12 protein-coding genes and 1 pseudogene are annotated in these 20,404 nt (G+C 67.3%); 7 read left to right on the plus strand and 6 right to left on the minus strand.

The genetic code is table 11. The features are described 5' to 3' along the window. Positions 1–886 precede the first annotated feature (886 nt). The 5 genes and pseudogenes from ACEQX1_RS16760 to polA all read right to left on the minus strand — a co-directional run. Positions 887–2,107 (minus strand): annotated as a pseudogene (locus ACEQX1_RS16760) (polyhydroxyalkanoate depolymerase); the annotation flags it as partial. 256 nt (positions 2,108–2,363) lie between these two features. Beyond that, a complete protein-coding gene (locus tag ACEQX1_RS16765; RefSeq protein WP_187390087.1) occupies positions 2,364–2,657 on the minus strand; it encodes a DUF1330 domain-containing protein in 294 nt (97 codons plus the stop codon). Positions 2,658–2,729: 72 nt separating this feature from the next. Beyond that, a complete protein-coding gene (gene pyrF, locus ACEQX1_RS16770; RefSeq protein WP_370195650.1) occupies positions 2,730–3,446 on the minus strand; it encodes an orotidine-5'-phosphate decarboxylase in 717 nt (238 codons plus the stop codon). Continuing rightward, entirely contained in the window at positions 3,443–4,690 is a 1,248-nt protein-coding gene (locus ACEQX1_RS16775; RefSeq protein ID WP_370195651.1) for a PAS domain-containing protein, read from the minus strand. The genes pyrF and ACEQX1_RS16775 overlap by 4 nt, the downstream gene beginning before the upstream one ends. Positions 4,691–4,782: 92 nt before the next feature. Further along, positions 4,783–7,713, minus strand: coding sequence for a DNA polymerase I (gene polA, locus ACEQX1_RS16780; protein WP_370195653.1), 2,931 nt, complete (start codon positions 7,711–7,713; stop codon positions 4,783–4,785). Between the two features lie 635 nt (positions 7,714–8,348). Here polA and ACEQX1_RS16785 point away from each other — a divergent pair. The 4 genes from ACEQX1_RS16785 to ACEQX1_RS16800 all read left to right on the plus strand — a co-directional run bounded on the left by ACEQX1_RS16785 (position 8,349) and on the right by ACEQX1_RS16800 (position 12,966). Continuing rightward, complete coding sequence (locus ACEQX1_RS16785) at positions 8,349–9,458, plus strand: S-(hydroxymethyl)glutathione dehydrogenase/class III alcohol dehydrogenase (protein WP_370197146.1); 1,110 nt, start codon at positions 8,349–8,351, stop codon at positions 9,456–9,458. Then, complete coding sequence (fghA, locus tag ACEQX1_RS16790; protein WP_370197149.1) at positions 9,458–10,294, plus strand: S-formylglutathione hydrolase; 837 nt, start codon at positions 9,458–9,460, stop codon at positions 10,292–10,294. Before ACEQX1_RS16785 ends, fghA begins: the two co-directional genes overlap by 1 nt. A gap of 169 nt (positions 10,295–10,463) precedes the next feature. Then, positions 10,464–11,855, plus strand: coding sequence for a M20/M25/M40 family metallo-hydrolase (locus tag ACEQX1_RS16795; RefSeq protein WP_370194545.1), 1,392 nt, complete (start codon positions 10,464–10,466; stop codon positions 11,853–11,855). A gap of 277 nt (positions 11,856–12,132) precedes the next feature. Then, entirely contained in the window at positions 12,133–12,966 is an 834-nt protein-coding gene (locus ACEQX1_RS16800) for a MipA/OmpV family protein (protein WP_370194546.1), read from the plus strand. A 90-nt stretch (positions 12,967–13,056) separates the two neighbouring features. On the opposite strand, the gene ACEQX1_RS16805 is transcribed toward ACEQX1_RS16800, so the two are convergent. Further along, positions 13,057–13,851, minus strand: coding sequence for an SDR family NAD(P)-dependent oxidoreductase (locus ACEQX1_RS16805; RefSeq protein WP_228239314.1), 795 nt, complete (start codon positions 13,849–13,851; stop codon positions 13,057–13,059). 397 nt (positions 13,852–14,248) lie between these two features. Here ACEQX1_RS16805 and ACEQX1_RS16810 point away from each other — a divergent pair, with 397 nt between their 5' ends. The 3 genes from ACEQX1_RS16810 to ACEQX1_RS16820 all read left to right on the plus strand — a co-directional run bounded on the left by ACEQX1_RS16810 (position 14,249) and on the right by ACEQX1_RS16820 (position 20,270). Continuing rightward, on the plus strand, positions 14,249–16,516 hold the full coding sequence (locus ACEQX1_RS16810) for a transglycosylase domain-containing protein (RefSeq protein WP_370197151.1): 2,268 nt from the start codon (positions 14,249–14,251) through the stop codon (positions 16,514–16,516). Between the two features lie 507 nt (positions 16,517–17,023). Continuing rightward, complete coding sequence (gene dnaK, locus ACEQX1_RS16815; RefSeq protein WP_370197153.1) at positions 17,024–18,952, plus strand: molecular chaperone DnaK; 1,929 nt, start codon at positions 17,024–17,026, stop codon at positions 18,950–18,952. Between the two features lie 235 nt (positions 18,953–19,187). Next, on the plus strand, positions 19,188–20,270 hold the full coding sequence (locus tag ACEQX1_RS16820) for an acyltransferase family protein (protein WP_370192389.1): 1,083 nt from the start codon (positions 19,188–19,190) through the stop codon (positions 20,268–20,270). Positions 20,271–20,404: the final 134 nt, after the last annotated feature.

Below are 20,404 nucleotides of genomic sequence, written 5' to 3' on the forward strand. Positions count from 1 at the left end.
GGACATTCCCGGCGCGGAAACCGGCGCATGTATCGCCGCCCCGCCGGTGAGGCGGATGCGCTTACGATGAGCTGACAATGCAACGCGGACGACGCCCTCGGCGCCGTCCGTCATGCCATTCCGTCGAGGCGCCGTTTTAGCGGCGGCGGCGCGTGGCTGCGGCGCGCCGGGTCTGGCGGTTGCCGCCGGTCTCCGGCTTGCCTGCCACCGGCGTCGCGGCCTTTGTCTCCGGCGCCGTCTTCCCTGCGGATGCCGAGGCCGCCACCTGTTCGGGCTTCGCAATATCCGGCTTGGCCGCTGCAACATTCTCGGCGGGCTTTGCGACTTCGACTGCCGGCTTGGCAGCCGCGACGGTCCCTGCCGGCTTTTCAACCTTCACTGACGGCGTCACCGCTTCGGCCACAGGCTTCGTCTCGGCCGCAGGTGCCGGCTTGGCAGCGTCGGCCGAGGCCGGCTGATCGTTCGCGGCGGGGCGCGGCTGCGGCGCAGGCGCCTTCGCCGGCTTGGCTTCCGCCACGGGCGCGGATTTGGCAGCAGCCTTGCGCGCCGCCGGCTTGCGGGTGGTCGCCGGGGACTTGGCGGTCGTCTTTGCCGCTGCGGTCTTCGCTACGGCTGGCGCGCTCTTCTTCGCCTTGGCCTGGGCCGGGGCAACAGCCTCCGATGCCGGTGTCACGGCCGCCTGCGCGGCGGCTGCCACGGCCTTGGCGGCGCCGCCTTCGGAGACGACGGCGCCGGCCAGAACCGTCTCGCCGGCACCGGTCACGTCCTTGCCGAGGGTTTCTGCCTTGGCCTCGCGCTCGGCGACGGCACCTTCACGCTCGGGCGTACCCGTGGCCTTTGCCGGCTGGCCCCGCTTCGGCAGCGAGGCGGACGAATGGGTGGTACCGTGGGTCAGGGCGAAGTCGACGATGCGCGGGCAGATCTCGGCCCGAAAGCGCGAGCCGTTGAAGACGCCGTAATGGCCGACCTTGGGCTGCACGTAATGGACGCGCTTGTCGTCGGGGATGTTGACGCACAGATGCTGCGCGGCCTCGGTCTGGCCGACGCCGGAAATGTCGTCGTTCTCGCCCTCGACGGTCAGCAGCGCGGTGCGCCTGATCCTGGTCAGGTCGATCCGCTTGCCCCGATGCATCATCTCGCCCTTCGGCAGCGAGTGCTTGATGAAGACCTCGTCGACGGTCTGCAGGTAGAACTCGGCGGTCAGGTCCATGACCGCGTTGTATTCGTCATAGAACTCGCGGTGCTTGTCGGCGGAATCGCCGTCATCCTTGACCAGATGCCAGAAGAATTCCTTGTGGGCGGTCATGTGCCGATCGAGATTCATCGACATGAAGCCGGTCAGCTGCAGGAAGCCCGGATAGACCTGACGCATGAAGCCCGGCTGCGGGAAGGGCACCGGCATCACGACATTGTCGCGGAACCAGTCGATGCCCTTTTCCTGGGCGAGCTGGTTGACCGAGGTCGGATTGATGCGGGTGTCGATCGGGCCGCCCATCAGCGTCATGGTGGCCGGCGCGCAATCGTCGCCCTCGGCCTCCATATGTGCCACCGCCATCATCACCGGCACGGCCGGCTGGCAGACGCCGATGACATGGGTGTCGGGCCCGAGGAACTGCAGCATCTCGATCAGGTAATCGACATAGTCGTCGAGATCGAACTTGCCGTCGGCCAGCGGCACCTTGCGGGCGTCGCGCCAGTCGGTGATGTAGACGTCGGCATAGGGCAGCAGCGCCTCGACCGTGCCGCGCAGCAGCGTCGCGTAGTGGCCGGACATCGGCGCCACGACGAGGAAGCGCGGGTCCTTGCCGTGCCGCTTGGGCAGCTCGCGCTCGAAATGCAGCAACTGACCGAAGGGCTTCTGCCAGACGATTTTGTCCTGCACCGGAATGCGCTGGCCGTCGACGACGGTCTCGTGCAGGCCGAATTCCGGCTTGCCGTAGACGCGGGTGGTGCGCTCGAACAGCTCGGCCGCTGCCGCCATGGAGCGGCCCACCGGCATGTGGGACAAGGGATTCAGCGGGTTTTCGTAGAACAGCTTCGTGGCGTCCGCGGCGGCGCGGAGCGGGACGAGCGCGGCATGGTTCCATTCATAGAAGTGGTACAGCATCGGCTCTCGCTCGTTTTAGTTTCCGGCAATCTAGCAATTATTGCTGCAATGCACAAATCCGCTCACGGTGAGGCACGCAAGGATACGCTCTTGCCAACGCGGCTTCCCACGTTGCAACGCAGCGACGACCCCGGCGTTCCGGAGCCGCCGACGACGTTCGGTCAAGCATGCGCCGAAATGCTTGCGCCAGACAGTCACGGGACCGCCACACCCGGCCATCCAGCTCGGGTGCGGGTCCCATGCGCTGCGGCCGTTCTCAGCCGTCATAGCCCTCGACGATGACCATCTCGGCGTCGGCATAGCGCTGCCGGATCGCCTTGGCCTTCTGGTACTGCTCGCTCTCGTAGCAGGCACGCGCCGTCTCGACGCTGTCGAACTCGATCACGACATTGCGGCTGCGCGCCGTGCCTTCCAGTTCGACGAAGGGGCCGCCGCGCACCAGGAAGCGCGCGCCATATTCCTTGAAGGCCGGCCCCGCGGTCTCGACATAGCCCTTGTAGCCTTCGGCGTCGTGCACATCGACGCGTGCGATCCAGTATCCCTTGGCCATGAGTTTCCCTCCCGTTGCGCCGCGTCCCCAACGGCCGCGGCGGCGATGCATGACATCGGCTTGATATTGTCGTCAGCCCAGCGCGGCGGCCATCTCGTCGAGAATGGCGATGGCGGCCTGGCGCGGATCGCCGGCGGCCACGATCGGCCGCGCCACCACCAGATGCGAAGCCCCTGCCCGCAGCGCATCGCCGGGCGTCGCCACCCGCTTCTGGTCGCCGGCTGCGGCACCGGCCGGGCGGATTCCGGGCGTGACGATCGCCATGTCCGGACCGATCAGTTCGCGCATCGGGCCGGCCTCGGACGCGGCCGAGACGATGCCGCCCATGCCGATGTCGCGCGCCTGCTGCGCCCGCCGGGCCACCAGCTCGGGCACGGTGAGGCCGTAGCCGGCATCCTTCAGGTCGGCATCGTCCAGCGAGGTCAGAACGGTGACGCCGAGAAGCGTCAGGGGCGAGCCGCTGGCCGCCTCGACCGCCGCCTTCATGGCGTGGGGATAGGCATGGACCGTCAGCATCGCGGCGCCGAGCGCCTGGGCGCTCTCGACGCCCTTGGCAACGGTGTTGGAAATATCGAGGAGCTTGAGGTCGAGAAACACCTGCTTGCCGGCGCGGGCGAGCTCGCTGACCAGCGGCAGGCCGCCGGCATAGGCGAGCTGGTAGCCGATCTTGTACCAGAGCACCTCGTCGCCGAGCGTATCGACGATCGCTTCCGCCTCCGCCCAGGTCGGCACGTCGAGGCCGACGATCAGCCGGTCACGGGCTGCCGCGCGGTTTGTCACTGCGTTCAATTGGAATCCTCCGGGGGAATGTCGACGGTCACGACCGTCCCCGCCATCTCGCTGCTGACATCGATCCGGGCGTTCAGCCCCTGCACGAGCGATAGGGTGATCCGTCCGCCGAGGCCACCCTGCGCCTGGGTCCGGCGCTGGCGGGCGAGCGCGTTGCCGCTGGTATCGACGACCTCGCTGCCGGTCTCTGCCGCGGAGTCGTCGTCGCTGCCGGCGCGGCCATGGCCGATGGATTCGGCGATCTGGCGGGCGACATTGGGCTCCTGCGCCGCATCGGCGGCGCGGGCGCGATCGGCCGGCCGGTCGTCGCTCCGGTAAGGCCACGTGCTGCCGTCGGGCAGGCCGATGCCATCGTCGGACACGGTCATTCGGATGACGCCGGAGGACAGCATCTTGAGGCGCGCCTCGACCAGCCCTTCCTCGCGGCCCTCGAAAGCGTGCTTGAGCGCATTGGTCAGGAGTTCGGAGAACAGGAGCCCGATCCGCGCCGCCCGCTCCACGTCGTCCTCGATGGCATCGCAGTCGATGTTGACGCGGATCGAGCGCCGCCCGTCGAGATGGCCGATGGTCGATGCGATCCGGCTCACATAGGCGCCCAGCGGCACGCGCTTGGACCGCGTCGACGCGATCCCGCCCTCGGTCATCTCCTGATAGAGGAGCTGCAGGCTCTCGATGCGCCGCGCCAACGCGTCGAAGGCTTCCTTGCTGGTTTTGGCCCGGGCCTGCATGCGGATCATGCCGACGACCATGGCCAGATGGTTCTTGACCCGGTGCTGGACCTCGCCGATCGCCGCGTCCATCCGCTCGGCCTCGCCGCCCTGCCGCGACGGGTCGAAATCCGCCCCCTCGCTCATGTCGCGCTGGACGCCGAGGAAGCACTGGAGATTGCGTTCCTCGTCATAGAGCGGCGTGATCATCAGCCGGTTGAGGAACTTCGTGCCGTCGGAGCGGTAATTGACGATGTCGACGGAGAAGTCACGCTCCTCCCGCACGGCCTGCGCCAGCTGGCGAACCTGTGCGGGGTCGGTATCGTCGCCCTGCAGGAACCGGCAATTGCGGCCGATCACCGCGTCGGAGGAATAGCGGGTGATCTTCTCGAATGCCCGGTTGGCGTAGACAATGGGATTGTCGTCCAGATTGGGATTGGTGAGGACCAGAGCCAGCGGCATCTTGGCGAGGGCAGTCGTGCTGATGTCCTCGGGCATGGCGGGCGTGCCATGCGCATCTCCGTCGAAACGCCCCATCGAACCTCTCTCACCGTCGTCTGCCCGCGTTCCGGGCCGTTGGGCAAAGATAAAGCCGATTGCCCGTCAGGCAATGTCCGGATGCCGCCGACCTAGTGCGCCTCGTCCCAGTTCGCCGCCGCCTTGGCATCAACCTCGATCGGCACCGAGAGTTGGACGACCGGCAGGGCGGCTTCCTCCATCACCTTGCGGACCACCGGAATGGTCGCTTCGACCTCCTCGTCCTCGACTTCGAAGATCAGTTCGTCGTGGACCTGCAGCAGCATGCGCGCCGACAGGCCGGCGTCCGCCAGCGCCGGTTCCATGCGGATCATGGCGCGGCGGATGATGTCGGCCGCGGTGCCCTGGATCGGCGCGTTGATGGCCGCCCGCTCGTTGAAGGCGCGGATCGAGGCATTGGGCGAGCGGATGTCCGGATAGTGCACCCGCCGGCCGAACAGGGTCTCCACATGGCCGTGTTCCTTGGCGAAGGCCTTGGTGGAATCCATGTAGTCGCGAATGCCGGGGAAGCGCTCGAAATAGCGCTTGATGTAGGTGCCGGCCTCGTCGCGCGGGATCGACAGCTGGTTGGCGAGGCCGAAGGCCGAGATGCCGTAGATGATGCCGAAATTGATCGCCTTGGCGCGGCGGCGGATCTCCGACGGCATGCCCTCCACCGGCACCCCGAACATTTCCGACGCGGTCATGGCGTGAATGTCGAGCCCTTCGCGGAAGGCCTCCTTCAGCTGCGGGATGTCGGCGATATGGGCGAGGATCCGCAATTCGATCTGGCTGTAGTCGGCCGAAACCAGGCTGTGGCCGGCCGGCGCGACGAAGGCGGTGCGGATCGCCCGCCCCTCTTCGGTGCGCACCGGGATGTTCTGCAGGTTCGGCTCGGAGGATGACAGCCGCCCCGTGGTGGTCGAGGCCATGGAATAGGAGGTGTGGATGCGCCCCTGTGCATCCATGTGGCCCGGCAGCGTGTCGGTATAGGTGCCCTTCAGCTTGGTGAGCTGGCGCCAGTCGACGATGCGCCGCGGCAGCGGATGGCCTTCGGCGGCCAGGTCCTCGAGGACCCGCACGTCGGTCGACCACTGGCCGCTCTTGGTCTTCTTGCCGCCGGGCAGGCCGAGCTTGCCGAACAGCACCTCGCCGAGCTGCTTGGGCGAGCCGGGATTGAAGGTCTCCCCCGCGATCTCGGCGATCTCGGCTTCCAGGCCCGCCTGCTTCTGGGCGAAGCGGCCGGACAGGCGCGACAGGATCTGCCGGTCGACCTTGATGCCGCGCTCTTCCATGCGGGCGAGGACGGCGACCAGCGGCCGCTCCAAGCGCTCGTAAACGGTGGCGAGGCCCTCGGCGACCAGGCGCGGCTTAAGCACCTGCCACAGCCGCAGCGTGACGTCGGCGTCCTCGGCGGCGTAGGCAGTGACCTTGTCGATGGCGCAGGCGGCGATCGGCCTGGCGCCCTTGCCGGAGCCGCAGAGCTCCTTGTAGCTCATCGGCTTGTGGCCGAGGAAGCGCTCGGACAATTCGTCCATGCCATGGCCGGCCAGCGAGGCAGAGGCGTCGAGGGCGTAGGAGATCAGCATGGTGTCGTCGAAGGGCGCCATGGTGATGCCGTGGCGGCGCATGACGAGATAGTCATATTTGACGTTCTGGCCGATCTTCAGGACGGCGTCGTCCTCCAGCACCGGCTTCAGGATGGCCAGCGCCTCGTCCATCGGCAGCTGCGGACCGATCTCGTCCTCCACCGCCTTGTCGGACAGGAGGTCGGCCTCGCCCGAGGGCGAGACATGGGCGAGGGGCACATAGGCGGCGCGGCCCGCTTTCGTGGCGAAGGACACGCCGACGAGGTCGCATTTCATCGCCGACAGCGAACTCGCCTCGGTGTCGAAGGCGAGAAGGCCGGTCTCGCGCGCCTCGTCCATCCATGCCGACAGCGTCGCCGCGTCGCGAATGGTGACATAGGCGCCGAGGTCGAAGACCGCGGCCGCGGCAGCCGCCCGGCGGCTTTCGACGAGGGCTGAGGGCGTCAGCGGCAGGGCGGCGTCGCCGGCGCCGGGCGCGGCGACGGCTGATCCGGCCGGGTCGAGGTCGGGCCCGCGCGCCGGCGTGTCGACGGCGATCGCCGCGCTCTCCACTTCGGAGGCATCGGTGCCGAGCTGGGCCGCAGCCCGCCGGGTCAGGGAGGTGAACTCCATCGCCTTCAGGAAGGAGATCAGCTTCTCGCCATCCGGCTCGTGTATGAACAGGTCGTCCAGCGGCACGTCGAGCGGCGTGTTCTGGTCGAGGGTGACCAGCGTCTTCGACAGCCGCGCCTGGTCGGCGAAGGCGATCAGGTTCTCGCGGCGCTTGTTCTGCTTGATCTCGGCGGCGCGCTCCAGCAGCGTTTCGAGATCGCCATATTCCGCCAGCAGCTGCGCGGCGGTCTTCGGGCCGATGCCCGGCACGCCCGGCACGTTGTCGGAGGTGTCGCCGACCAGCGCCTGCAGGTCGATCATCTTGTCCGGATGAACGCCGAACTTCTCCTTCACCTCGTCGGGGCCGAGACGCTTGTCCTTCATCTGGTCGTAGAGGATGACCCGCGGCCCGACGAGCTGCATCAGATCCTTGTCGGAGGAGACGATGGTCACGTCGCCGCCGGCCTCGACCGCATGGCGCGTATAGGTGGCGATCAGGTCGTCGGCCTCAAAACCCTGCTTCTCGATGCAGGGCAGGTCGAAGGCGCGCACCGCCTCGCGGATCAGCGCGAATTGCGGGACGAGGTCCTCGGGCGGCGCCTCGCGATTGGCCTTGTAGTCGGCATAGAGCTCGTTGCGGAAGGTCGTCGAGGAATGGTCGAAGATCACCGCGAAATGGGTCGGCGCGACGCCGACCGAGGTGTCGCGGGATTCCTCGACCAGCTTCCACAGCATGTTGCAGAAGCCCGAGACGGCGCCGACCGGCAGGCCGTCGGACTTGCGTGTCAGCGGCGGCAGCGCGTGGTAGGCCCGGAAGATATACGCCGATCCATCGACGAGGAAGAGATGGTCGCCCTTGTTCATGGGCCGGTCGTAGCTTGGCGCCTCGCGCGAGTCCATCCGGTTTGCACCCTCTCCAAAGCGTCTGCCGACATGGCCCGGAGAAGGGGTTTGCGCCGCCATTTCCGCGGCCTTCTAGGTCCGCGGCGCGGCGCGCAGGCGCACAAATTAGCCCGCCCCCTTGCAATCACACGATTGTTGCTGTTTGTTACGGTTTGGCAATGGTGCGATCACGGCGATGTGATCGCCCTTCACGAGTCCATTGCTTGATTTCCCCCACCCCACGACGCATCTCTTGTTCAACGACGCCCCGAGCGTCGTGTTCGGCCACAAGCACGTCCCCCGCTTATGTGCCGGAATGGAGAGCGACACGGCCCCTTTCCCCCTCTCCGGGGCGCGCCGCTCGGACTAAGCGAGAGAGTCGTTGCGGTGTATCCCCCTCCAGGCCGCGGCGGCTCTCTTCTCGCGTCCCCACCCCTCTTCAAGACCATCATCGTCGCAGGCTGAATCGCGTCGGCCGCTATCGCTTCGGCGCTGATCGCAAGCGTTTGTCGCGGCTTGCCGGCTGCCATTTGTCGGCGCCGACCGCCTTTCGGGGTATTTGCATCGCGGCCCGAAACGTCTAGCAGGAACCCGGCACCGACAGTCTGGAGACCTCTATGAAGACCCGCGCCGCCGTCGCATTCGAAGCCAAGAAGCCGCTGGAGATCGTCGAACTCGACCTCGAAGGCCCCAAAGCCGGCGAGGTCCTCGTCGAGATCATGGCGACCGGCATCTGCCATACCGATGCCTACACGCTGGACGGCCTCGATTCGGAAGGCCTGTTCCCCTCGGTCCTCGGCCATGAGGGCGCGGGCATCGTCCGCGAGGTCGGCGCCGGCGTCACCTATGTGAAGCCCGGCGACCACGTGATCCCGCTCTACACGCCGGAATGCCGCCAGTGTAAGTCGTGCCTGTCGGGCAAGACCAATCTGTGCACCGCCATCCGTGCCACCCAGGGCAAGGGCGTCATGCCCGACGGCACATCGCGCTTCTCCTACAAGGGCAAGCCGATCTACCATTACATGGGCTGCTCGACCTTCTCGAACTTCACCGTGCTGCCGGAGATCGCGGTCGCCAAGATCCGTGAAGACGCGCCCTTCAAGACCTCCTGCTATTGCGGCTGCGGCGTGACCACCGGCGTCGGCGCCGTGGTCAACACCGCCAAGGTCGAGCCGGGCGCCAATGTCGTGGTCTTCGGCCTCGGCGGCATCGGCCTGAACGTGATCCAGGGCGCCCGCCTCGTTGGTGCCGACAAGATCATCGGCGTCGATCTCAACAACGACAAGAAGGAATGGGGCGAGCGCTTCGGCATGACCCATTTCGTCAATCCGAAGGAGATCGACGGCGACATCGTCGCGCATCTGGTCGAGCTGACCGGCGGCGGCGCCGACTACACCTTCGACTGCACCGGCAACACCATGGTCATGCGCCAGGCGCTGGAAGCCTGCCATCGCGGCTGGGGCGTCTCCGTGGTCATCGGCGTCGCCGAGGCCGGCAAGGAAATCTCCACCCGGCCGTTCCAGCTGGTCACCGGCCGCGTCTGGAAGGGCTCGGCCTTCGGTGGCGCGCGCGGGCGCACCGACACGCCGAAGATCGTCGACTGGTACATGGACGGCAAGATCCAGATCGACCCGATGATCACCCACACGCTGACGCTCGAAGAGATCAACAAGGGCTTCGACCTGATGCACGAGGGCAAGTCGATCCGTTCGGTGGTGGTGTTCTGATGGAGACCGTCTCCACCAACACCGCCCATGGCGGCGTGCAGGGGGTCTACCGTCACGCCTCCAAGGAAACCGGCACCGAGATGACCTTCTCGGTGTTCGTGCCGCCCCATGCGGACGGCGCGAAGCTGCCGGTGGTCTGGTACCTGTCGGGCCTCACCTGCACCAATGCCAACGTCACCGAAAAGGGCGAGTACCGGCGCATCTGCGCCGAGCTCGGCCTGATCTTCGTGGCGCCGGACACCAGCCCGCGCGGCGAAGGCGTGCCGGACGATGCCGAGGGCGCCTACGATTTCGGCCTCGGCGCCGGCTTCTACGTCGACGCCACGCAGGCGCCCTTCGCCGAGAACTACCGCATGTGGTCCTATGTCACCGAGGAACTGCCGGCGCTCGTCGCAGCCGAATTCCCGGCCGACATGGCCCGCCAGTCGATCCTCGGCCATTCCATGGGCGGCCATGGCGCGCTGACCATCGGGCTGACCCATCCGGACCGCTACAAGGCCGTCTCGGCCTTCGCGCCGATCGTCGCGCCCGGCCAGGTGCCGTGGGGCCACAAGGCCCTGCCGCTCTATCTCGGCGACGACAAGGCCGCGTGGCGCAAGCACGACGCGGTGGCGCTGATCGAGGACGGCGCACGGGTGAAGGACCTTCTGGTCGACCAGGGCGAGGCCGACAATTTCCTCGCCGAGCAGCTGAAGCCGGAACTCCTGGAAAAGGCCTGCGCCGACGCCGGGATCGCGCTGACGCTGCGGCGCCAGCCGGGCTACGACCACAGCTACTACTTCATCTCCTCCTTCATGGAAGACCATCTGCGCTGGCACGCCGAACGGCTCGGCTGAGCGCGCGACATCCTGCCGGGCGGCGCCGCGACGCGCTGCCCGGCAGCGGCCTTGATCCCCACCCGATGTCTCCCGTAACGAAGGACATCGCGTGCCTGCGCCCCATCTTCACGGGCACGACCCGGCCCCGCCCGCCGCGCGGCCGCTCCCTTGCAGAAACGGATCTCCCATGGCCAATCTCGACAGCGTCCTTGCCTGCCTCGACCTCAATCTCGAGCGCTCGCTCGGCCGGCTCACCGATCTCCTGAAAATCCCGTCGATCTCCACCGATCCGGCCTATGCCGCCGATTGCCGCCGCGCGGCGGAATATCTCGTCGGCGATCTCGACGCGATCGGCTTCGACGCCTCGCTGCGCGAGACGCCGGGCCACCCGATGGTCGTCGCCCATCACGACGGGCCGGACGGCGCGCCGCACGTCCTGTTCTACGGCCATTACGACGTCCAGCCGGTCGACCCGCTGGAATTGTGGGAGACCGCGCCCTTCGAGCCCGTCGTCAAGGACGGCCCGGACGGCACCAAGCGGATCGTGGCGCGCGGCTCGGCCGACGACAAGGGCCAGCTGATGACCTTCATCGAGGCCTGCCGCGCCTACAAGGCGGAGACCGGCGGCCTGCCCTGCAAGGTCACGATCTTCCTCGAGGGCGAGGAGGAATCCGGTTCGCCCTCGCTGACCCCGTTCCTCGACGCCAATCGCGAAGAGCTCTCGGCCGACGTGGCGCTGGTCTGCGACACCAATATGTGGGACCGCGAGACCCCGGCGATCTCGACCGGCCTGCGCGGCCTCGTCGGCGAGGAAATCGTCCTGACGGCGGCGAACCAGGACCTGCATTCGGGCTATTTCGGCGGCGCCGCGCAGAACCCGATCCGCGTCCTCGCCCGCATCCTTGCCGACATCCACGACGCCGACGGTCGCGTCACCGTCCCCGGCTTCTACGACGGCGTCCAGGACATTCCGGACGAGGTGCGCGCCATCTGGGACGGGCTCGACTTCTCGGCCGAGGAGTTCCTCGGCTCGGTCGGCCTGTCGGTGCCGGCGGGCGAGACCGGCCGCTCGGTGCTGGAGCAGGTCTGGGCGCGCCCGACCGCCGAGTTCAACGGCATTTCCGGCGGCTATACCGGCAAGGGCTTCAAGACCGTCATCGCCTCGCAGGCGATGGTGAAGGTCTCCTTCCGGCTGGTCGCCGGCCAGGACCCGGACAAGATCCGCGCCGCCTTCCGCGCCTTCGTCGAGGCGCGCCTGCCGGCCGACTGCTCCGTCGAATACCATCCCCATGGCGGCTCGCCGGCGATCCAGCTGCCCTTCGATTCGCCCTGGCTCGGCAAGGCGCGCGCCGCGCTCTCGGACGAATGGCCGAAGCCTGCCGTGATGATCGGCATGGGCGGCTCGATCCCCGTGGTGGGCGAGTTCAAGGCGCGGCTCGGCATGGAATCGCTGCTGATCGGCTTCGGCCTCGGCGACGACCGCATCCATTCGCCGAACGAGAAGTACGAGATGAGCTCCTTCCACAAGGGCCAGCGCTCCTGGGCCCGCGTGCTGGCGGCGCTGGGCGCCGGCGACTGAGATCGCCAGGGCTCTCCGACCGCTCGAACGACAGGGCGCGGCGCCAACCGGTGGCCGCGCCCTTTGCTTGTCGGACCGAGGGTTTTCCCGGCGCGCCATCGCGCCCTGCCGGCCTGCGCCATCCTGTCACTGTGCCTGCGGCGCAACGGCGCGCCGGCAAAGCGTCGGCGGGGTCGTTCCGGCAATTGATGGATCGCGAATTTCCCGTATGAACGAAGGCAACACGCCACGCGGTCCGATGGATCGAAGAATGGCGTGACAGGCTGGAGTATCAGACATGCGCATTCGTACCGCCGCCTCGGCCCTCGCCCTGCTGCTCGCGACCTCGCTGAGCGCGGCTGCCGCCGATGCCGTCTACGCCCCCTACGACCCGGCACCGGCGCCGCTGGCACCCGCCGCCAACGACTATGGCGATACCGACTTCGTCTTCGAGCTCGGCATCTCCGGCATCGTGTCGCCGGAATATCTCGGCTCGGACGAGTACCAGATCAATCCGTCGCCGATCATCAGCGTCGAATATCTGAACCTGCCGGGCATCGGCTCCTTCGGCGGCAAGGACGGCCTCGGCCTGTCGATCGGACCCTCCTTCGACTATATCGGCGACCGCGACGCGAGCGACTATTCGGAGCTGACCGGCCTCGACGATCTCGACGCAACCTACGAGCTCGGCCTGAAGGCCAGCTACGAGTGGCAGAGCGCCGAAGTCTACGGCGCCGTGCGCTATGCCTTCGGCGGTGCCGACGGCTTCGTCGGCGACATCGGCGCGAATCTGATCGCCCGGCCGACCGAGCGCCTGGTGCTGAAGGCCGGCCCGACCGCCAGCTTCGCCTCCAGCGACTACATGGATTCCTATTTCGGCGTCAGCGCCCGCGAATCGGCCGCCTCCGGCTTCCGCCTCGGCGCCTACGATCCCGATGGCGGCTTCAAGAGCGTCGGCGTCGCCGCTTCGGCGCGCTACGAGATCTTCACCGACTGGTTCATCAATGCCGACGCCAAATACGACCGGCTGGTCGGCGACGCCAAGGATTCGCCGATCGTGCAGGCCGGCGACGAGAACCAGTATTTCTTCGGTCTCGGCGTCTCCAAGCGCTTCTCGCTCGACCTCTGGTAGGACGGCAGGCTTTCAACGCCTTTCTCTTCAAGGGCCCGGTCGCCAGCGACCGGGCCCTTTTCGTATTGGGCTCCGCGTACCGGTAGCCCGTCAGGCGATGGTGTCGACCACGCCGCCATCGACGCGCAGCGCCGCGCCGGTGGTGGCCGACGCCTCCTTCGAGCAGGCATAGACGATCATGTTGGCGACCTCCTCGACGGTCGCGGGCCGGCCGATGATCGAACTCGGACGCGCCGCCTTGACGAAGGCGACGCCCGCCTCCTCGATCGAGATGCCCTGTTCCGACGCCATCTCCGCCAGCATTCCCTCGACGCCCTCCGACATGGTCGGTCCCGGCAGCACCGAATTGACGGTGACGCCGGAGCCACCGGCCAGCTTGGCGAGCCCGCGCGAAATCGACAGAAGCGCCGTCTTGGTGAAGCCGTAATGGATCATGTCGGCGGGAATGTTCAGCGCCGATTCCGACGACAGGAACACTACGCGCCCCCAGCCGCGCTCCATCATGGCCGGCATCCACGCCCGCGACAGGCGCACGCCGGACATGACGTTGAGCTGGAAGAAATCCTCCCAGACATCGTCCCCGATCTCGAAGAAGGGTTTCGGCCCGAAGATCCCGACATTGTTGACGACGATGTCGGGGTCGGGCACGGCGCGGACCAGCGCCTTGCAGCCGTCGGCGGTCATCAGGTCGGCGGCGGCGCCCGAGACGTCGGCGCGCGGCACGGCGTCGACCACCTTGCGCACGGCGGTCTCCACCCGGTCCTCGCCGCGCCCGTTCACCACCACGCTGGCGCCCGCACGGGCAAGGCCGATGGCGGCGGCCAGACCGATCCCGCCGGTCGAACCGGTGACGACGGCGCGCTTGCCGGACAGGTCGATGTTCATGGCGTCTTCCTTCTCGCAAATCTCCGGGTCGGGGCGCCAGGCGTCCCCGTTTCGGCGGGACATGGCGCAGCGCTTCGGGCGCATCAATGGCGTCTCGTGGCAGCGCGAGGCGGCTGGCAGGCTGGCATTCGCGGCGTTCCGGCCGCTGCCGCATTGCTTAATGCCCCGTTAATTCGCCGCATTTAAGCTGCATCGCGGATTTGCGGAGACGTTTGCGACAGGGCTTGGGGGCCCGGTCGTTTGGCGCATGGACCGGTCCGACGCAAGTCGGCGATCTGGCCGGGCGACGTCTCCTGCGCGACACTTGGGGTTGGAGGCCGATCCGCGCTCGACGCGCAACGGCCTTCGCGTAACGAACAGGACCGGCCCTGCCGGTTCGTGAGGGAAAGACGTCCGAATGGCGGCACGACGGCACGAGCGCATCGAACCCAGCTTCGGCGGTTCCGAACTCGGCGACGACGATTTCCGCATCAGCGCCGACGATCGCGCCGTTCCGAACGGTTCCAGCGGTCCGCGCCGCAAGACCGCGAAGAAACCCGTCAACGATCGCAAGCCGGCCAAGCCCGCCGCCGCCAGCCGGCGCGGCCGCGGCAAGACGCAGGGCGGCGGTGGCTCGGGCCGCGGCGGCGGACGCCGCCGGCGCAGCTTCCTCGGCCATGTCTTCCGGCTGTTCCTGATGCTCGGCGTCGTCGGCGGGCTCACCGTGGCGGCCGTCGTCGGCTACATGGCCGTCAAGCTGCCGCAGGAAGCCTGGGCGATCCCGGACCGGCCGCCCAACGTCAAGATCGTCTCGGTGGCCGGCGAGCTGATGGCCAATCGCGGCCTGACCGGCGGCAAAGAAGTCTCGCTGGACGAGATGAGCCCCTATATCCCGCAGGCAGTGATCGCCATCGAGGACCGGCGTTTCTACGACCATTGGGGCGTCGATCCGATCGGCATCACCCGCGCCTTCATGCAGAACATGGCGGCCGGCGAGACCGTGCAGGGCGGCTCGACCCTGACCCAGCAGCTCGCCAAGAACGTCTTCCTCAATCCCGACCAGACCATCCGCCGCAAGATCCAGGAAGCGATCCTGGCTTTGTGGCTGGAGCAGAAATTCACCAAGGACCAGATCCTCGAGATGTATCTCAACCGGGTCTATTTCGGCTCCGGTTCGACCGGCGTCGAGGCAGCGTCCCGGCGCTATTTCGACAAGCCGGCCGAAGAGGTGAATCTCGGCGAGGCGGCGCTGCTGGCGGGCCTCCTGAAGGCGCCGTCGCGGCTGTCGCCGGCCAACGACCCGGCCGCCGCCAAGGCGCGGGCCGAGGTGGTGCTGGCAGCGATGCGCGACGAGGGCTTCATCAGCCAGGCCGAATATGCCGACGCCAAGGCGCAGAAGCCGACCAATGCCAAGAGTTACTGGACGGGCGGCGAGCATTACGCCGCCGATCTGGTGATGCGCGACATCAAGCAGCTCGTCGGCGACATCGACCAGGACGTCATCGTCGAGACCACCATCGACCTCGCCCTCGAGAAGAAGGCCGAGGAGGTCGTACGCAAGACCGTCGACGGTGCCTCGCAGAATGTCAGCCAGGGCGCCCTCGTGGCGGTGGACGGCACCGGCGCGATCCGTGCGCTGGTCGGCGGCCGCGACTATGCCCAGAGCCAGTTCAACCGCGCGGTCGACGCCAAGCGCCAGCCGGGCTCGACCTTCAAGCCCTTCGTCTACGCCACCGCGCTGGAAAAGGGCTGGCGTCCGGAATCGATCATCGACGATGCGCCGGTGCGGATCGGAAACTGGTCGCCGCAGAACTACGACAACAAGTTCCGCGGTCCGGTCACCGTCGCCGACGCCCTGCGCCAGTCGCTCAATACGGTCGCGGCGCGGCTGGTGGACAGTGCCGGCGCCGACGCGGTGATCGAGACGGCGCATCGCATGGGCATCAAGTCCGATCTCGTCGACAATGCCTCCATCGCGCTCGGCACGTCGGAAGTCTCGCTGGTCGAACTGACCGGTGCCTTCACGGCGCTGGCCAATGGCGGCTACCGCGCGACGCCGCATCTGGTGAACCGCGTCATCACCGAGCAGGGCAAGGTGGTCTGGGAACGGGGCGCCGAAGTGCCCCCGGTGGTCGTCTCACCGGAGATCGTGGGCATGATGAACGCCATGCTGACGCGCGTCGTGTCGGCCGGCACCGGGCGCCGGGCGGCGATCGACGGCTGGCAGGCCGCCGGCAAGACCGGCACGACCCAGGACTTCAAGGACGCCTGGTTCGTCGGCTACACGGCCAATCTGACCACCGGCGTGTGGCTGGGCAACGACAACGGCGCCAAGATGCGCAAGGTCACCGGCGGCTCGCTGCCGGCCGAGGCCTGGCACGATTTCATGACGGCCGCGCATGAGGGGCTGGACCCGATCCCGCTGCCCGGCGACTACCGGATCGGCGAGGCGCAGGCGCCGCTGACGGCCGATAGCGGCTATTCGGATGGTGGGTTCTACGAGGGGGAATCGGCCGATCCCTATTACCGTCAGAACGGCGAGGCGCCGATCCCGCCGCAGGGTCTGCCGGCCGAAGGGGGCGGCCGCGTCTATGACAGCGCACCGCCGCCGGGGGTGACCGTCGAGGGGCCGGCCCGGGGCCGCTCCAGCGACCGCTCGCTGTTCAGAAGCATCTTCGGGGGCTGATCGGCCCTTGCGTTGGCCGGCGGCACGTCCGCCGGCTGTCTTGTCGGTTCTGCGCGTTCCCGGACCTTCCGCGACCCTTGCGGTCGCGTGAGGCGGACGCGTCGCGTGGGGTCCTTACAGGACGCCGAGCAGCGACAGGACGATGGCGACGACGACGACCAGGCCGACGAGATAGATGATGCTGTTCATGGCTTGTCTCCTTCAGACCGGCAGGAGGCGGACCATCCGCGCGCCGGCGTATTCGGTGGGGTAAGTCCCGACCGTCCGTTGCGGTTCCAACCATTTTCGGATTCAGTCGCCCGCAAGGCCCGCAGGACGCGAACTCACGAAAGCGCGACCATCCGTCTTGCACCCCCAAATGCCACTTCATATATACCCGCCAGCCCCGCCGAAGCCGGCGACGCAGTCGTTTCGGCCCTGCGGTTCATCCCAGAATTTCCAGGGGCTGCCCAATCCGGAATGCCTCTTCGAGGGTCCCGGGCGGCTCGCTAAACAAGGAGACTATGCATGGCGAAGGTAATCGGAATCGACCTTGGCACGACCAATTCCTGCATCGCGGTCATGGACGGCAAGAACGCCAAGGTGATCGAGAATGCCGAGGGCGCGCGCACCACGCCCTCCATGGTGGCCTTCACCGACGATGGCGAGCGCCTCGTCGGCCAGCCGGCCAAGCGCCAGGCGGTGACCAATCCCGAAGACACGCTGTTTGCGATCAAGCGTCTGATCGGCCGGACCTTCCAGGATCCGACGACGCAAAAAGACAAGGGCATGGTCCCCTACAAGATCGTCAATGCCGACAATGGCGACGCCTGGGTCGAGGCGGCCGGCGAGAAATATTCGCCCTCGCAGATCTCGGCGATGATCCTGCAGAAGATGAAGGAAACCGCCGAGGCTTATCTCGGCGAGAAGGTCGAGAAGGCGGTCATCACCGTTCCGGCCTACTTCAACGACGCCCAGCGTCAGGCGACGAAGGACGCCGGCAAGAGCGCCGGCCTCGACGTCCTGCGCATCATCAACGAGCCGACCGCGGCGGCGCTGGCCTACGGCCTCGACAAGAACGACGGCAAGACCATCGCGGTCTACGATCTGGGCGGCGGCACCTTCGACGTGTCGGTCCTGGAGATCGGTGACGGCGTCTTCGAGGTGAAGTCCACCAATGGCGACACCTTCCTCGGCGGCGAAGACTTCGACATGCGTCTGGTCGATTACTTCGCCTCGGAGTTCAAGAAGGACCAGGGCATCGACCTGAAGAACGACAAGCTCGCCCTGCAGCGCCTCAAGGAGGCCGCCGAAAAGGCCAAGATCGAGCTGTCCTCGGCCTCGCAGACCGAGATCAACCTGCCGTTCATCACCGCCGATGCGTCGGGTCCCAAGCATCTGACCATGAAGCTGACCCGCTCCAAGTTCGAGAGCCTGGTGGACGACCTCGTGCAGCGCACGATGGACCCGTGCAAGGCGGCCCTCAAGGATGCCGGCGTCACCGCCTCGGACATCGACGAGGTCGTTCTGGTCGGCGGCATGACCCGCATGCCCAAGGTGCAGGAAGCGGTGAAGAACCTGTTCGGCAAGGAGCCGCACAAGGGCGTCAACCCGGATGAGGTCGTCGCAATGGGCGCCGCCATCCAGGCCGGCGTGCTGCAGGGCGACGTCAAGGACGTGCTGCTGCTCGACGTGACGCCGCTGTCGCTCGGCATCGAGACGCTGGGTGGCGTGTTCACCCGCCTGATCGATCGCAACACGACGATCCCGACCAAGAAGAGCCAGGTGTTCTCCACCGCCGAGGACTCGCAGAACGCCGTGACCATCCAGGTCTTCCAGGGCGAACGCGAGATGGCGCAGGACAACAAGTCGCTCGGCCGGTTCAACCTCGAGGGCATCCCGCCGGCACCGCGCGGCGTGCCGCAGATCGAGGTCACCTTCGACATCGACGCCAACGGCATCGTCAACGTGTCGGCCAAGGACAAGGGCACCAACAAGGAGCAGCGGATCACCATCCAGGCTTCCGGTGGTCTGTCCGACGCCGATATCGAGCAGATGGTCAAGGACGCCGAGGCCAATGCCGACGCCGACAAGAAGCGTCGCGCGGCCGTCGAGGCGAAGAACCAGGCCGAGAGCCTGCTGCATTCGGCCGAGAAGTCGCTCGAGGATTACGGCGACAAGGTCTCCGAGGAAGATCGCGCTGCGATCAGCGCGGCGATCGAGGACCTGAAGGCCGAAGTCGAGAAGCCGGAAGCCGACGCTGAGGCCATCAAGGCCAAGAGCGACCGGCTCGCCGAAGCGTCGATGAAGCTCGGCCAGGCAATGTACGAGGCCGCCCAGGCAGAACAGCCCGAGGGCGAGGACGGCGCCGATGCGTCGGAAGCGGCCAAGGACGACGTCGTCGATGCGGACTTCGAGGAAGTCAACGACGACGCGGACCAGAAGAAGTCGGCCTGATCCATCAGGCAACGGGCAGGCCGGATCGGCCTGTCCCCCGATCGCCAAGACCTGCAGAGCCCCGGCCCCGCGCCGGGGCTTTGTCGTTTGAGGCCGCGTTGCCCAACAGGCGCGGCGTTTACCGTTAATTCATCCTTGGCTTGCAGGCTGCGGTGTCTCACGCGCCTATGGCACGGCGAACAGGGCGCGCGGCGCAAGGCCCGCCCGTTCCGATCGGGTCGCGACAGGAGCAGCCATGCACTTCCGTGTCTTCGATTGCTGGCGTCTGACCGCCGCCATGTTGATCATGGCCTATCATTTCCTGTTCTTCGCGCCCTATGGCGTCGAGGCCGGTACGCAGTTCCTGCATCGGCTGCTGCCGCTGCTCGACATGTTCTTCATGATCTCGGGCTTCCTGATCGCCAGCCGCTACGCGACCCGCATCGCCTCGGTCGCCGACTACGCCAATTTCATGCGCCGACGCATCGCGCGGCTCTATCCGCTGCATTTCCTGACCACGATGTTCTTCGCCGTCGTCGCGCTGGTGGCGCTGGTCGTCGGCTCGGCCCACCATCCCTGGGCGCGCGACCTCGCGGCGCTGCCGCTGCACCTCCTTGCCCTCCACGGCCTCGGCACGACCGACGAGCTGGCGCTCAACTATCCGTCCTGGTCGGTCAGCGCGGAATTCTTCGCCTATGCGCTGTTCCCAATCATCCTCCTGGCGTTCCGCTGGAAGGGGCTCGCCGGATTGTTCGCGCTGCTGGCCGTCTGGGTCGGCGGGCTGGAATACGCCTCCTCGCGCGGCGTCTTTCCCTCCGGCCACTGGACCGGCGCCGACACGATGGGCGCCTACCGCGCCTTTGCCGATTTCATCGCCGGCTCGGCGATCGCCGTCGTCGTCGGCCGGCGGATGGTCTCCATCACCGCCCACTGGCCCGGCATCGTCCTGAGCGTCGCCGCCGTCGCGGCGATGATCCTGCAGGCGCCGCCCTACCCGACCCTCCTGCTCCTGGCGCTGGCGCTGACCGCCACGGCGCTGGCCGAGACGGCTCGGCCGGACTCCACCGCCATGCTGGCGCCGCTGATGCCGGTGACGCGGGTGTCCTTCGGCATCTACCTCCTGCATCCCGTCATGGAGTTCGTCTTCCTGACGGTGATCTGGCAGCGCGTGCTGGAGCCCCTCGGGATCATCGATTTCTACGTCTACTGGACCCTGCCGATGGTCGCGACGGTCGCCGTGGCGATGCTCTCCGACCGCTTCGTCGAGCGCCGGTTCGGCGGCTGGATCGCCGGTCCGCGCCGGCCCGAGGGCAAGCAAGCGCGCATGGCCTCGGCCTGAGCCGCAGAGGAAGCCGCGGTTCCTTTCGGGACGCCGCTATGGTATCGCGCCCCAGCCGTTCCTACATCGAAGGCATGTTGTCGCGGGCGCGGCGGGCGAAAGCCCCTGCTGCCGCGCAAATCGTCTGTCCAGAA

Source organism: Aurantimonas sp., from assembly GCF_964217435.1.
Lineage (GTDB): Bacteria > Pseudomonadota > Alphaproteobacteria > Rhizobiales > Rhizobiaceae > Aurantimonas > Aurantimonas coralicida.

Excerpts from the sequence above, each read along its gene's own strand:
- ACEQX1_RS16800 (WP_370194546.1), top strand. The coding sequence starts at position 12,133 with ATGCGCATTCGTACCGCCGCCTCGGCCCTCGCCCTGCTGCTCGCGACC.
- ACEQX1_RS16775 (WP_370195651.1), bottom strand. The coding sequence starts at position 4,690 with ATGGGGCGTTTCGACGGAGATGCGCATGGCACGCCCGCCATGCCCGAG.
- ACEQX1_RS16805 (WP_228239314.1), bottom strand. The coding sequence starts at position 13,851 with ATGAACATCGACCTGTCCGGCAAGCGCGCCGTCGTCACCGGTTCGACC.
- ACEQX1_RS16765 (WP_187390087.1), bottom strand. The coding sequence starts at position 2,657 with ATGGCCAAGGGATACTGGATCGCACGCGTCGATGTGCACGACGCCGAA.
- ACEQX1_RS16795 (WP_370194545.1), top strand. The coding sequence starts at position 10,464 with ATGGCCAATCTCGACAGCGTCCTTGCCTGCCTCGACCTCAATCTCGAG.
- fghA (WP_370197149.1), top strand. The coding sequence starts at position 9,458 with ATGGAGACCGTCTCCACCAACACCGCCCATGGCGGCGTGCAGGGGGTC.
- ACEQX1_RS16785 (WP_370197146.1), top strand. The coding sequence starts at position 8,349 with ATGAAGACCCGCGCCGCCGTCGCATTCGAAGCCAAGAAGCCGCTGGAG.
- polA (WP_370195653.1), bottom strand. The coding sequence starts at position 7,713 with ATGAACAAGGGCGACCATCTCTTCCTCGTCGATGGATCGGCGTATATC.
- dnaK (WP_370197153.1), top strand. The coding sequence starts at position 17,024 with ATGGCGAAGGTAATCGGAATCGACCTTGGCACGACCAATTCCTGCATC.
- ACEQX1_RS16820 (WP_370192389.1), top strand. The coding sequence starts at position 19,188 with ATGCACTTCCGTGTCTTCGATTGCTGGCGTCTGACCGCCGCCATGTTG.
- ACEQX1_RS16810 (WP_370197151.1), top strand. The coding sequence starts at position 14,249 with ATGGCGGCACGACGGCACGAGCGCATCGAACCCAGCTTCGGCGGTTCC.